At 60.0% G+C, this 14,000-nt stretch carries 9 protein-coding genes; 6 read left to right on the plus strand and 3 right to left on the minus strand.

All coding sequences use genetic code 11. The annotated features are described in order from the left end of the window. Positions 1 to 41 precede the first annotated feature (41 nt). From recC to recD, 3 genes are read left to right on the plus strand one after another with little or no spacing between them, the layout of a single operon-like run. Complete coding sequence (gene recC, locus FXO11_RS09345) at positions 42 to 3,533, plus strand: exodeoxyribonuclease V subunit gamma (RefSeq protein WP_148862729.1); 3,492 nt, start codon at positions 42 to 44, stop codon at positions 3,531 to 3,533. A gap of 20 nt (positions 3,534 to 3,553) precedes the next feature. Next, complete coding sequence (recB, locus tag FXO11_RS09350) at positions 3,554 to 7,288, plus strand: exodeoxyribonuclease V subunit beta (RefSeq protein ID WP_148862730.1); 3,735 nt, start codon at positions 3,554 to 3,556, stop codon at positions 7,286 to 7,288. Next, the gene (gene recD, locus FXO11_RS09355; RefSeq protein ID WP_148862731.1) at positions 7,285 to 9,471 is read left to right on the plus strand and encodes an exodeoxyribonuclease V subunit alpha; all 2,187 of its coding nucleotides are present in this window, start codon (positions 7,285 to 7,287) and stop codon (positions 9,469 to 9,471) included. The genes recB and recD overlap by 4 nt, the downstream gene beginning before the upstream one ends. A 56-nt stretch (positions 9,472 to 9,527) precedes the next feature. Here recD and FXO11_RS09360 read toward each other — a convergent pair whose 3' ends face one another. From FXO11_RS09360 to FXO11_RS09370, 3 genes are all read right to left on the minus strand, one after another. Further along, on the minus strand, positions 9,528 to 10,373 hold the full coding sequence (locus tag FXO11_RS09360) for an ion transporter (protein ID WP_148862732.1): 846 nt from the start codon (positions 10,371 to 10,373) through the stop codon (positions 9,528 to 9,530). 80 nt (positions 10,374 to 10,453) lie between these two features. Next, a complete protein-coding gene (locus FXO11_RS09365) occupies positions 10,454 to 10,897 on the minus strand; it encodes a hypothetical protein (protein WP_148862733.1) in 444 nt (147 codons plus the stop codon). Positions 10,898 to 10,915: 18 nt separating this feature from the next. Next, positions 10,916 to 11,260 carry a hypothetical protein gene (locus FXO11_RS09370; protein ID WP_148862734.1) on the minus strand — a complete coding sequence of 115 codons (345 nt, stop codon included), beginning with the start codon at positions 11,258 to 11,260 and terminating at the stop codon, positions 10,916 to 10,918. Between the two features lie 177 nt (positions 11,261 to 11,437). Between FXO11_RS09370 and FXO11_RS09375 the strand changes: the two genes are divergently transcribed. From FXO11_RS09375 to FXO11_RS09385, 3 genes are all read left to right on the plus strand, one after another. Then, positions 11,438 to 12,223 carry an SDR family NAD(P)-dependent oxidoreductase gene (locus FXO11_RS09375; protein WP_227546100.1) on the plus strand — a complete coding sequence of 262 codons (786 nt, stop codon included), beginning with the start codon at positions 11,438 to 11,440 and terminating at the stop codon, positions 12,221 to 12,223. A gap of 37 nt (positions 12,224 to 12,260) precedes the next feature. After that, entirely contained in the window at positions 12,261 to 12,668 is a 408-nt protein-coding gene (locus FXO11_RS09380) for a hypothetical protein (RefSeq protein ID WP_148862735.1), read from the plus strand. Between the two features lie 76 nt (positions 12,669 to 12,744). Further along, entirely contained in the window at positions 12,745 to 13,986 is a 1,242-nt protein-coding gene (locus FXO11_RS09385; protein WP_148862736.1) for a saccharopine dehydrogenase family protein, read from the plus strand. Positions 13,987 to 14,000 lie beyond the last annotated feature (14 nt).

Below are 14,000 nucleotides of genomic sequence, written 5' to 3' on the forward strand. Positions count from 1 at the left end.
ATACCGACTTTTAGAGAGTGGATATGACAGCAGGGGACAGGATGCAGGTACCCACCGGGTTCCAAGTCGTTCATGCCAACAAACTGGAAGATCTGCGCGCGGTTACGGTCGAAATCATCCGCAAATTCCCGCTTGCCCCTTTGGAAAATGACGTTTTCCTAGTCCACTCCAACGGTATTGCCCAATGGCTCAAGCTGGCACTGGCCCGCGATGACGACGATCCGGAGCTGGCCGGCAACGGCATCGCGGCGGCCATGCAGTTTTCACTGCCGTCGCGATTTCTCTGGCAGGTTTACCGCACGGTGCTGGGTGAAGATCAGGTTCCTCAACAGTCGCCTTTTGATAAAAACCGGATGACCTGGCGCCTGATGCGTCTTATTCCTGAGATTGCCGAAGAACCCGAGTTCGAGCCTCTCGCCCGCTTTCTTACCGGGAGCCAGCAAGAACGCCGGCGCTATCAGTTGGCGGAGCGGGTCGCTGACCTTTTCGACCAGTATCAGGTCTACCGGGCGGACTGGCTGGAGGACTGGTCCGAAGGCGATGATGTCATTCGCATCCGAGCCGGAGAGCACAAGCCGGTGCCCGGCGAGCAGCGTTGGCAGCCGGCTCTCTGGCGACGGCTGATTGCCGATATCGAGGGTAGCGGCGCCAACACGAGCCGTGCTGAGGTCCATACCCGTTTCCTCGATGCGATGCGTTCGAAGGGAGCTAGCGAACGTCCACGGGACCTCCCCAGGAGGATTATCGTCTTCGGCCTGTCCTCGCTGCCCCAGCAAACGCTTGATGTGCTGAGCAGCCTCGGCCAGTGCTGCCAGGTTATCCTCTGCGTTCATAATCCCAGCCAGTATCACTGGGCAGATATCATCGAAGATCGGGATCTGCTGCGTGCGGAGCGCCGCCGCCGGGACCGCAAACCCGGCATGCCAGTCACACTGAACGACCACAATCAGCATCTCCATGCTCACCCTCTGCTCGCCGCCTGGGGCAAACAAGGGCGGGATTACATCCGGTTGCTGGATAGCTACGACGCGCCGGAACTCTATGCTCACTGGCTGGACCGGGTCGATCTGTTTCGCGAGAGCGAGAAGCCAAACCTGCTTGGCAGTATCCAGAACGACATCCTCGATCTGAATCCCGTTCTGGAGAGTGCGCGAGAAAAAACATCCGAGGATGCGGCGGACCGATCGCTGGTCTTTCACTGTACCCATGGCCCGTTGCGCGAAGTGGAAGTCCTGCACGATCAGTTACTGGCGGCCTTCAGCGAAGACGAAACGCTCAAACCCCAAGACATCATTGTCATGGTGCCCGATATCAACGCGTACTCGCCGCACATCGAGGCGGTTTTCGGGCAGCTCGATCCCTCAGACGACCGCTATATTCCCTATACCATTTCCGACCAGGGCCAGCGGCATCAGGTGCCCGTACTGGTGGCACTCGAAGCGTTGCTGTCACTGCCGGAATCGCGTCTGGCGGTGAGCGACGTTCTGGACCTTCTGGATGTTGCACCGCTGCGCCAGCGGTTTGCACTGGCCGAAGACGATCTACCCCAGCTTCACGACTGGATTCGTGGCGCTAACATCCGCTGGGGCCTGGATGACGGGCACCGGGCATCGCTTGACCTGCCGGAGGGCTTGTTTCGCAATACCTGGCTATTCGGTTTGCGCCGAATGTTACTGGGTTATGCCACGGGAGACGGCGCAGCCTGGCAGGCTATCGAGCCCTTTGCCGAAGTGGGCGGACTGGAAAGCCGTCTTGCCGGCCAGCTCGACAGTTTTGTCGAACGTCTTCAATCGTATTGGGAGAAACTCAGTCAGCCGCGCACGCCGTCAGTGTGGGCAGACATACTCAATCAGCTGCTCCGGGATTTCTTTGTCGAGCCGGAAGGCGAAGACGTGCTCCTGTTCAGTCAGCTTGAGGCGGCCGTCGAACAGTGGCTGGATGCCTGCGAGGAAGCCGAACTTGAAGACGAACTGCCGCTGCATATCGTGCGCGATGTACTGCTCGAACAACTGGATCAGGGCGGGCTGAGCCAGCGTTTTCTGGCGGGCAAGGTGAACTTTGCCACGCTGCTGCCGATGCGCGCGATTCCGTTTCGCCGGGTCTGTCTGTTAGGCATGAACGATGGCGATTACCCGCGCACCCAACCGCCGATGGATTTCGACCTGATGGCCCGGGATTATCGCCCCGGAGACCGGTCCCGGCGGGAGGATGATCGCTTTCTTTTTCTCGAGGCGTTTCTCTCTGCCCGGGATCAGTTCTACATCAGCTGGGTAGGGCGCAGTATTCACGATAACTCCGAGCGGCCGCCGTCGGTGCTGGTGGCGCAGCTTCGCGATCATATCGATGCTATTCGGGTTACCGATGGCCGCGAAAAGAGACTCTCTGCAGTGTTGACGACGTCGCATCCGCTCCAGCCTTTCAGCATGGCTTATTTCCCGGCTCAGGCTGACGGTGGGCCCCTGTTTACCTACGCCCGGGAGTGGCGTTCGGCGCTGGATGCCCGCGAGCTGGAGCAGGCGACACCGGGCCTGAAGCTTGACGGTCCGCCAGCCGAAGTCTTCGATCAGCCCCTTTCCCTGGGCCAGCTGATTCAGTTCCTGCGTAAACCGGTGGATGTCTTCTTTCAACAGCGTCTGGGAGTCTATTTCGAGCTGGACACCGCAGAAAGCGAAGATGAGGAGCCGATTGTCCTGGATGGCCTCGAACGCTGGAAACTGACCGATAGGCTGGTGCAGGACGTCGTACGGCAGGAAACCGATGGCGAACATTTGCTGGACCACCTCACTAACGCTGCCCAGAGGGCAGTGGGCCGGGGCGAACTGGCGTTGGCGGAAGGCCTCGCCGAGCTACAGATTCGTCAGGCGATAGCCCCGCTACCGGAGCTCTATACGCGTTACCAGGCGCTAGTAACGAACTACCCGGACACCGAGTCCCTGCGCCCCCTGCGGATCGAGGTTCCGGTGGACGCGAACACGCTGAGGCTCGAAGACTGGGTGCGGGATTTGCGCCACAGCGCCGAAGGCTCGTCGGCCCAAATCCACCTCAGCAGTAGCAACCTGACCAGCCCGGACCGGCGCTATCGCTGGCACCAGTTGCTGCGGCCCTGGGTTCACCATTTGGCGGCAAACGCGGTGGCGTCGCCGGTGACCAGCTATGTGTTGAGCCAAGCCGGCGACGTGACGCTCAATCCCGTCAGTACCGAAACGGCGAGGGCGCAACTGGAATCCTTGGTAGCCGCCTGGATCGAAGCGCTGCAGGAACCGTTGCCGGTAGCTCCAAAGACGGCGTTCGCCTGGCTAAATGCTGAATCCAAAGGTCCGGAACAGATGGAAAAGGCCGCTCGCGGCGCCTACGAATCGCAGTTTATGTCCCAAGGAGAGTGTGAGGAGAGCGCCTACCTGCAGCGGGTGTATCCCGATTTCGATAGTCTCTGGCAGGCTGGCGCCTTTGCGCTATTCGCTGACCGCTTTTACCGCCCGCTTCGAGACAACGTCCATGGCGACAAGAAGACCAACGCGAACGGGGCTGTCTGAATGACGGAAACCAGGAACAAATGACCGAAAACAGCGATAACCGTCTCGACCCGATGACCTTTCCGCTGCATGGCAGCCGGCTGATCGAAGCCAGCGCCGGCACCGGGAAGACGTTCACCATTGCATTGCTCTATGTTCGGGCAATCCTTGGTCACGCCCCGATCGCCGAAATCGGTCGCGGGCTGACGCCCCGGGATATCCTGGTAGTGACGTTTACCGAAGCCGCCACCAAAGAACTGCGCGACCGCATACGAGCCCGCCTGGCAGAGGCGGCACAGCTCTTTCGGATCGACCCAGACTCCGTTACCGCGGAGCACCGGGCGGTTGAGTCCGATCCGCTCAAGCGCCTGCGCAATGAGTGTGACGACGCCCTTTGGGCCTCCAATGCCCGCTTGCTGGAACTGGCCGCCGAGTCCATGGACGAGGCCTCCGCGCACACCATACATAGCTGGTGTTATCGCATGTTGCGGGAGCACGCCTTCGATAGTGGCGGCTTATTTCACCAAACCCTGGAAACCGATCAGTCGGATCTGATGGCGGAAGTCGTACGGGATTACTGGCGTACCTTTGTCAATCCGCTCTCGGTGGATGCGGTAGAAACCTACCTCCAGATACTGCGTTCCCCCGACGACCTTCAGTCGGCCATTCGTCCGCTGCTCGGAAGCCCCGAAGCGATGGATCAAGCCGATCAGGCCGATCCGGCGGCGCTGATTGAACCGGCGATGGCTGAGCGGGCCGCCTTGTTTGGACGTCTGCGGCCACGTATTGCCGAAGGGGTTGCGGATTTTCGCGAACGCTTCGAGCAAGCCAAGGCGGCGAAGGCGGTTAATGGCCGCATGATGCGGGCAGACTGGCTGGAAGGGTGGTTCACCGGACTGCTTGATTGGTCCGCCACTGAGGGCGTCACGCTGCCCAGGGTAAGCGACAAGGTGTGGCAGCGCCTTTCCGTAGCAGGCGTGATTGAGGCCTGGAAACAGGGCGAGCCGCCTGTCGAAGCACCCTTGGTACAGGTCGTCGAGGCGCTGGCGCTAGAGCGCGATAAAGAGATCCCGCGGGAAGCCCTGATCCGCCATGCCGCCCAGTGGGCTCGCCAGCGGCTGGAACTGGAAAAGCAACGCCGGGCCGAGATGGGCTTCGACGACCTGCTGACCCGGCTCGACCAAGCCCTTCAGGGCGCGGGCGGGGCGCGGTTGGCCGCAACCATCCGCGACCAGTTTCCGCTCGCGCTGATCGATGAATTCCAGGACACCGATCCGATCCAGTATCGGATTTTCGATGCGATCTATCGCGTTGCCGATAACGTCCCCGATACCGGCTTTTTTATGATTGGCGATCCCAAGCAGGCCATCTACGCGTTCCGGGGCGCGGACATTCACACCTACCTTAAGGCCCGCAAGGCCACCGAAGGCCGGCATTATACGCTTGCCCGCAACTTCCGTTCGGCCAAACGCATGGTCGAGGCCAGCAACCAGATTTTCCGGCACGGCGATCAGACCCATTCCCGCGGCGCTTTCCTGTTTCGTTCTGCCAATGGCGACAACCCGCTGCCGTTCCATGCCGTGGACGCACAGGGTCGTCGGGAGACCTTTGTCGCAGGAGGGGAGGCTCTACCGGCCCTCAATCTTTGGTACAGCGAAGACGCAGGGAACAAGGGCGATATCACGGCTGAAACCGCTGGCGCCTGCGCGAGCGAAATCGTCCGCCTTCTGAACCTGGGGCGTGATCGAATGGCGGGATTCCAGCAAGAAGACGGCGTCCTCGATCCGCTACGGGCCGGGGATATTGCGGTGTTGGTCAATACAGGACGGGAGGCAGACGCGATTCGCGCAGCGCTGTCGGAACGCCAGGTTAAAAGCGTCTACCTGTCCGATCGAGCTTCGGTGCTCGATACCGCCGAGGCCGCTGACGTATTGCTGTGGCTCGAAGCCTGTGCGGAACCTGAGCGCGAGCGTCCGGTTCGTGCGGCGCTGGCGACGGCAACCTTCGATCTGAGTTGGCGTGAGCTGGACCGGCTGCGCCAGGATGAACTGGCCTGGGAGGCGGAAATCGAACGCTTCCGCAGTTTTGCCCGTATCTGGCACGAAAAAGGCGTGTTGGCGATGATCCGCCGTATGCTGACGGAATTCGAGGTCCCGGCCCGCTTGCTCAGCCAGCCCCATGGCGAACGCCGCCTGACGGATGTGCTGCATATCGCTGAACTGTTGCAGCAGGCGAGTCAGCAGGTCGACGGCGAGCAGGCGCTGATTCGCCATTTTGCCGAGATGATCGCCGAGCCAGGCGCCGACGCGGAAACCCGGCAAGTGCGCCTGGAGAGCGATGCCGACTTGGTGCAGGTTGTCACGGTGCATAAATCGAAAGGGTTGGAATATCCGCTGGTTTTCCTGCCGTTCGCCTCCACCGCCAGGCCGGTGAATCCGGTCAACCCACCGGTTCGCTGGCACGACGATGACGGCGCTATCAAACTCAGCTTTAAACCCGATGCGGATATTCTCGCCGCCGCCGACGAAGAAAGACTGGGCGAGGATATCCGTAAGCTTTACGTCGCGCTGACCCGCGCCCGTTATGCCACCTGGGTGGGCGCGCCGTTCCTCAAGAAGGAAACGCCGGTGAGCGCCTTAGCGACCCTGTGCGCCTACAACGAAGAGCAGGGTTGGCCGGCGAGTCTGGCCGGGTTGCGTGGTAGCTGTGAGGCCATCGGCGTCAACGAACAGCCGGCGCCTAGCGCTGATATTTATCGTCCACCGGTGCCTGCCGCACCGGGTCCGGCGCGGATTCCCCGGCGCCAGCCGGGAGAAAACTGGTGGATCGCCAGCTACTCCGCGATCCGCTATGAGCAGCCGCAGGCTGCAGTGCAAACGCTACTCGAAACCCGTGGAATGCCCATTCCCCGGGAGCCCGAAAGCCCCGATGCAGAGCGTCTGGCGGAGGAGCGGGACACGTCCGTCGCCAGCGTTCGCCCGCTGCGGAATCCAAGTCCCTACGAACGGCGCATCCACCGTTTCTATCGTGGCGCCGGCCCGGGTACGTTTCTGCACGGCATCCTGGAGTGGGCGGCGGAGTCCGGTTTCGCGGAGGTTGCCGCGGACCCAACCGATCTCAACACCCTGCTGGCCCGCCGGTGCGGTATCCGCGGCTGGGATGCCTGGGCAGCGCCGTTGGCCAATTGGCTAGTGGACCTGATTCAGACTGACTTGCCGTTACCGGTTCAGCCTGATGGCAGTCAGTCGTCGCTTAAACTGATCTCGGAACCGAAGATCGTGCCGGAGATGGAGTTCTGGTTTGCCAGCCGGACGCTCGATGTCAGGCAGCTCGATGGATTGGTGCAAGAGCATACCCTGGGGGGGCGTAGCCGGCCGGTCGCATCGCCGTTGCACCTGAACGGCATGCTCAAGGGCTTCATCGATCTGGTGTTCGAGCATGAGGGCCGGTTTTACGTGGCGGACTACAAGTCCAACTATATCGGTCCGGACGATGCGGATTACCATGAAAAGGCGCTGGAGGACGTCGTCGCCGAGCACCGCTATGACCTCCAGTACTGCCTGTACCTGCTGGCGTTGCATCGACTGCTTAAGTCACGGCTTCCGGACTACGACTACGACGCGCATGTCGGTGGCGCGGTGTACCTGTTCCTGCGCGGCAATGGCGCGCCTACTCGCGGCGTTTTTTGCGATCGGCCTCCACGCGTGCTGATTGAACACATGGACCGGCTCTTTCGTGGCCTACCGCTGACCGAGAGCGAGGAGGCGTCGGTATGACCCGGGATCGCATGCAACAAAGCTTCGAGTTCGAAGCTTCGCCCCTGCAAACGGCGGAAGCGGTCATCGATATTCTGCGGGTATGGGTCGAGATGGAATGGCTGCGGGCCTTGGACCTGTCTCTGGTCCGGCTCTTAAAATTAGAAGCGGAGAAGACGGGCCAGCCGGCCGCCCCGTTGTTGCTGATGGCCATCGCCCTGGTCTCTCATCAATTAGGCCGGGGCCACGTGTGCCTTGATCTGGCGTCCTTGAATCGCAAAGGTTACGACGCGCTGCTATCGCTGCCGCCCGAGAACGAAGAGGCACCGGAACACCGTTTGCTGCCTTCGGAGGTATTGCTGGGCGTGGCCGAACGGGAGTGGGATGAAGCCCTATCCAATCCAGTGTTGGTGGCCGATGCTGCCGACCCGTCTGCCCCTGAAAACCTCCCGCTGGTACGAGACGGCTTACGCCTCTACCTACGGCGTTACTGGCGCTATGAGCAGACCATCGCAAACCAGATTGAACGGCGCCTGCAAAGACCGTCGGCCATTCAGGACGCCCATTCGGCCGACGCCCAGCACCTGAAGCTGGCGCTGGATCGTCTTTTTGGTTCGGTTCATGCCAACGCTAATACGGATTGGCAGCGCGTGGCCTGCGCCAATGCTGCAAGGCAGGGGTTCAGCGTCATTACAGGCGGCCCCGGTACGGGCAAGACCACCACCGTCGTTCGCCTGTTAGCCGCACTGCAGCACGTGGCGATGAACCGCCAGGATGATGCGCGGCAACTGATTATCCGTTTGGCGGCACCGACGGGTAAGGCTGCCGCCCGCCTCAACGAATCGATTGCCGGTGCGGTAGGCAGCTTGAAGCTGGACGCTTTCGGCGACCGTGAAGCGCTACGTCAGGCGATACTCACCGACGTAACCACGCTGCATCGCCTGATGGGCAGTATTCCCGGCTCTCGTCAGTTCCGGCATAACCGCAACAACCCGCTGCTGCTGGACGTGCTCGTGGTAGACGAGGCGTCCATGGTGGACGTGGAAATGATGGCCCAGGTGCTCGATGCACTGCCCGAGAATGCCCAGCTTGTCCTGCTGGGTGATAAAGACCAGCTCGCCTCCGTGGACGCCGGTGCCGTGCTGGGCGACTTATGTCAACGGGCAGCAGAAGGACGGTACCAAGCGCAAACCATCGCCTGGCTGGAAGCGATTTCCGGCTGCCGGATCGACCGCCAATTCGCCGATGACGAAGGGACGACACTGGATCAGAGCATCACGCTGCTGCGTCACAGCTATCGCTTCGATGCCCAGAGCGGGATTGGGCAACTGGCGCAGGCTGTGAATCAGGCCGGTACGGCGCATCAGACGCTGTCTCCCGAGGCCGTGTCAGCGCTGTTCGAGGCCGGTTATACGGATATCTCGCGGTTGCTGCTGCCGCCGAGAGATGCCGATACCGCCATCAGTCGACACTGCATTGACGGCGGCGCCCGGCAATTCCCGGGTGCCGGGGAAGGACGGCATATTGGTGTAAAAACTATCGAACCGCCAGTAGGTTACGCCCATTATCTCGAAACTATGAACGCCAACGAACCCACGGTTGGCGCCAGCCAGGATGCGCTGGACCAGTGGGCTCGGCAGGTGCTCAAGGCCCACAACCAATTTCAGGTGCTTTGTGCCCTTCGCAAAGGCCCGTTCGGTGTTGCAGGTCTGAACCAAAGTATTGCCCACGCCCTTCACACGCGTCGCCTGATTCAGGCCACTGAGGGTTGGTACGCCGGTCGGCCGGTGTTGGTGACCCGTAACGATTACAGCGTTGGTTTGATGAACGGCGATATCGGCATTGCCTTGGCGATTCCGATGGCAGCGGATGATGGGCAAGGTACCCGCCAGATGTTGCGCGTGGCCTTCCCGGCCAACGACGGCAGCGGGCGTATCAAATGGGTGTTGCCCAGCCGCCTGCATGCGGTGGAGACCGTCTACGCCATGACCGTGCATAAATCCCAGGGTTCGGAATTTATTCATACCTGCCTGGTCTTGCCGGATCGGATCAATCCGGTGCTCACCCGGGAACTGGTCTACACCGGCATAACCCGGGCCCGGCACTGGTTCAGCCTGCTGTTGCCGGATGAATCGGTGTTCCGGGAGGCTGTTGGACGGGGTGTAACGCGCACGTCAGGATTGCGGGCGGCTTTGGAAAAGTAACGTCGGCGAAAGTCGGCGTTGCATCAAGTAACGCGGGGCCCTGGCGGGGCCCAACCTTACCGCTGATCCTCATCCCGTGCCGGCAGCCGTTTGTTAAGCAGCTCCGTTAACCCATGCAACTGTTGCTGTACGTCATCCAGTTTACGCGCCATATCGTCTCGCTCCTGATGAGCTTGCTCGGCTTGGCGGCTGTTCTGTTCTTCGCTCATCACTTCCAGAATTACGCCGATCATCATGTTCAGGAATACGAACGCGGTGAGGAAGATGAAGGTCACGTAGTACACCCAGCTCAAGGGATAGACCGTCATGGTCTCGTACATGACGTCCGTCCAGTCCTCGAAGGTCGCTACGCGGAAGAGCGTCAGCATGGCGACCGCCACGTCGCCCCACAAATCGTCGTTGATGCGGGTGAAGAACATCGAACCCATAGCGGCGTAGATGTAGAAGATGATGAACATCAGTAGCGCGATATAGCCCATGCGCGGAATGGCTTTGAGCAGGGAATTGATCAGAAAACGCAGTTCCGGCACGACCGAAACCAGACGTAAGACGCGAAACACACGCAGCAAGCGGCCCAGTAACACCGCATCGGAGTTGTCCAGGGGGATGAGACTGCCGATCACCACGATCGTGTCGAACAGGTTCCAGCCGTCCAGCAGGAAGCGCTTCTTATCCGGAAACACCGCGAATCGAAACAAAATTTCCAGCAAGAAGAAAACAGTGATAGCCCCGTCGAGGAATAGCAGCGTCTGCTCCAGAATCGGCGGCAAGTCGTAAGTTTTTGCGCCGATTGCCAGGGCTGACAGAATGATGATCGTGATGACGGTAGTCTGGAACACCTTGCTCGACTCAATGCGACGCAGGCGTCCCAGGACGGAACGGACATCCGCGGAATACGGCATGACGGGCAAACTCCGGAAAAACAGGGGAGGGTGGATTCTAGGAACTTCCGGCCCTTAGGAGAAGTAAAACCTTAGAGACGCTAGCCATCTTTGCCTCCGCCGCTACGGCGTTTGCGGTTCAAGCCGATGATGGCATTGGCCAGCGCATGGATCTGCCGGTTGGCGATACGGATCGAGCGGTACATGTTGCGCGTCGCGTCATCGTGCAGTTCCCGGGCACGCATATTGTTTTCCCGCAGCCGTTCATTGCGGCTCAGCCGGTCGATTGCGCCAAATGTGGTGGTCGTAACCACACGATGGACGATTTCGACCGCACTGGTGCCGTTCTCGACGGAGGCCTGCAGGAGCTTGCGTCTATTATCGGCCTCGATGAACTCGAACTGTTGTTTGCGCTCACGGTCCTCGACGATGACCAGCGCGCGGTAGAGCAGGCCCAGCCGATGTTGCTGGCGGCGCATTTCGATTCCCGCCCAGCCAAGAGTGGCGGTGCTCAGCGCGACAAGTAGCAGAAGAATCCAGTCCATGTTCGGCAGCCTCGTATGCTAACGGTATTCGACCTTCATTTCGGCTTCTACTCCGCGCTCGGCCAACTCCGCGCCCACTTCCCGCATCACTTGCTGATAAACCCGCCGGCAAACCATGTTGGGCAGGTGGTCGGCAACGATCCGGGCCGAGCGGGACTCTCGCTTAGCCACACCCATCGGGTCCAGCACCCGTATGGTTAGCACCATGTAGGGATCGGACTGGGGCTCGCTGACGTCGCCGCCCAGCTTTTGCAATCGCTCTAGCGCGTCATTCAGACTAGCGCTCTGGCGGCGGAGCCGGAGCAAGAGCAGGCCAGAACCGGCCAGTAGACCGATGACACACACGGTAAGAAACGCCGTCACGTGTAGACTCCCGTAAATGGCTTAATTTCCCGGCTTAACCTGCTCGTGACAGGGACAATCTGTTCGTGACAGGGTAAGAATGACATAGTCTGATACAGAGCCTTCGCAATTCGATTGGCCGAGCTGCCGCTGGATACGGGAGACGGCCGAAAGTGACAGCCCCACTCAAAGGACAACATGATGAGCAAAAGAACGGCCCTGATTACCGGCGCGTCGGCCGGTATTGGACAACGCTTTGCCCACCGCCTGGCCCGGGAAGGCTATAATCTGATCCTCGTCGCCCGCCGCCGGAAACGACTGGAAGCCCTGGCTGATAAGCTGACCGAACAGTACGGCGTTGACGTGCGTCTACTGGTCGAAGATTTGGCCGATGCCCAGGCACCTGCACGCATCGTCGACCAGGTCCGGAATTGGGGCCTGCATATCGATTTCCTGGTCAACAACGCCGGCTTCGCAGCCAAGACCAGCCTGGTCAACAGCGATTGGGCCGATCTAAACCGGGAAATACAGGTTATGATCACGGCGTTGACGGAGCTGATGATCCATTTCGGTAAGCAGATGGTACCTAGAGGGTACGGCCATATCGTTAATGTATCCTCATTGGCGGCTTTCGCGCCGACGCCCGCCGGGATGCTCTACACCGGTATCAAAAGCTATGTGCTGAATGCGTCCGAGAGCGCGGATATGGAGTTCAAGCGCTCCGGGGTGCATGTCACCGCGCTTTGTCCGGGTTTTACCTACACTGAATTCCACGACGTGCAAGGTACCCGGGAAAAGGTCAGCAAGTTGCCGTCCATTTTCTGGCAAGACGCGGATGCTGTCGTCGAGGCCGGTTACCGCGCGGTTCTAACCGGTCAGCCCGTATGTGTGCCAGGAACGTTCAACAAGTCCATGGGCGCGCTATCGAGACTCCTTCCGGAGTCCTTGCGGTATCGCTTGGGTAGCCGTGGACGTATCTACTAATACCGGGTTAAGACGTAAGCCCATCAAAGGAGTGAGTATGATCTGGATAAAAGCATTTGTCGCCGGTGTATTGGCCACCCTGATTTTCCACCAGGGGGTATTCGGCTTGTTCCATATGATCGGTCTGGTTCCAGCCGAGCCCTACAACATCAGCCCGGTGCCTCCTTTCGGCGTTCCGGCGGTGCTGTCGCTGGCTTTCTTCGGCGGACTCTGGGGACCGCCCATTTGGGCGCTGATCCGCGGACTGTCACCGCTTCTTCATTGGATTATGGCATTCGTTCTTGGTGCCATCGGTCCCACGGTTGTTGCCATGCTGGTGGTCTTTCCGCTCAAAGGATTGGATGTGAGTGCCCAGACGTGGATCGGCGGGCTGATCCTTAATGGTTGCTGGGGGCTGGGACTGGCGGTGTTCATGAAGTTGATGGTCGTCAGGAAAAACTCGTAAATTACGCCAATAAAAAATCGTTTTAAACCAAAAAAATAAATGCGATTTTTAAACTATTTTGTCAAAGGATCAGAGGATGAACGACAAACAGTTCGATATTGTTGTCTTTGGAGCAACGAGCTTTGTAGGGCAGATTCTCTGCCGTTATCTGCTGGAGCGTTATGGCGTTGGCCGTGAAGTGACGTGGGCTATCGCGGGCCGTTCCGAGGCCAAACTGGTCAATCTCAAGACGGATCTGGGCCAAGGCGCAGCGGACCTCGATATCGTTATTGCCGACGCCAGCAACGAACCTTCCCTCAAGGCCATGTGCCAGCAGACCCGCGTGGTGATTTCCACGGTCGGACCTTACGCCCTATACGGCGAGCCGCTGGTCAAAACGGCCGTATCCGAGGGCATCGATTATTGCGACCTGACCGGCGAGGTGCAGTGGATCAACAAGATGATCCAGCGCTACGAGGCGCAAGCCAAAATTACCGGCGCCCGGATCGTCCATTGCTGCGGCTTTGACTCGATCCCTTCGGACATGGGCGTTTATTTTCTGCAGCAACAGGCCAAGCACCAGTTCGGTACCGCGTGTCCCACGGTGAAGATGCGAGTGAAGGCAGCAAAAGGGGAGTTCTCGGGCGGCACCGTGGCAAGCATTATGAACGTAGCCAAGGAGGCGGGCTCCGATCCGAAATTGCGTAAGGAACTGGCCAATCCGTATTCGCTATGTCCGCCGGATTTTCGTCCTACCCGCCGCCAGCACAACGTGAAGTCCGCCGAGTTCGACGAGGATTACGGCGCATGGACGGCGCCTTTCGTTATGGGGGCTATCAATACCCGTATCGTCCATCGGTCCAACGCACTGCAGGGTGCGGCCTACGGACAGGAATTCGGCTATGACGAGGCAATGCTGACCGGAAAAGGCCTGAAGGGCCGGGCAGCGGCGCTGGGAATCGCCGGCGCTATGGGCGGTTTCTTCGTTGCCAGTGCTATCAAGCCGAGCCGTTGGGCATTGGAGAAATTCGTGTTGCCCAAACCGGGCGAGGGCCCCAGCCACAAAGCCCAGGAACAGGGGTTCTTCGACCTGCGCTTCGTGGGCATGTCCCCCAAGGGCGAATTGATTCGCGCCAAAGTCACCGGTGACCGCGACCCCGGCTATGGCTCGACCGGTAAGATGCTGGGAGAAGCGGCCATGTGCCTGGCCTTCGACATCGACAAGACCGAGCGCCAGCCCGGCGGCTTCTGGACACCGGCTTCACTGTTCGGCCAAAAAGCCATCGATCGCCTCATTGCCAACGCCGGTCTGCGCTTCGAACTGCTGGAAATCCGCTGAGTGTCGAAGGGGCG

Source organism: Marinobacter fonticola (assembly GCF_008122265.1).
Classification (GTDB): domain Bacteria; phylum Pseudomonadota; class Gammaproteobacteria; order Pseudomonadales; family Oleiphilaceae; genus Marinobacter_A; species Marinobacter_A fonticola.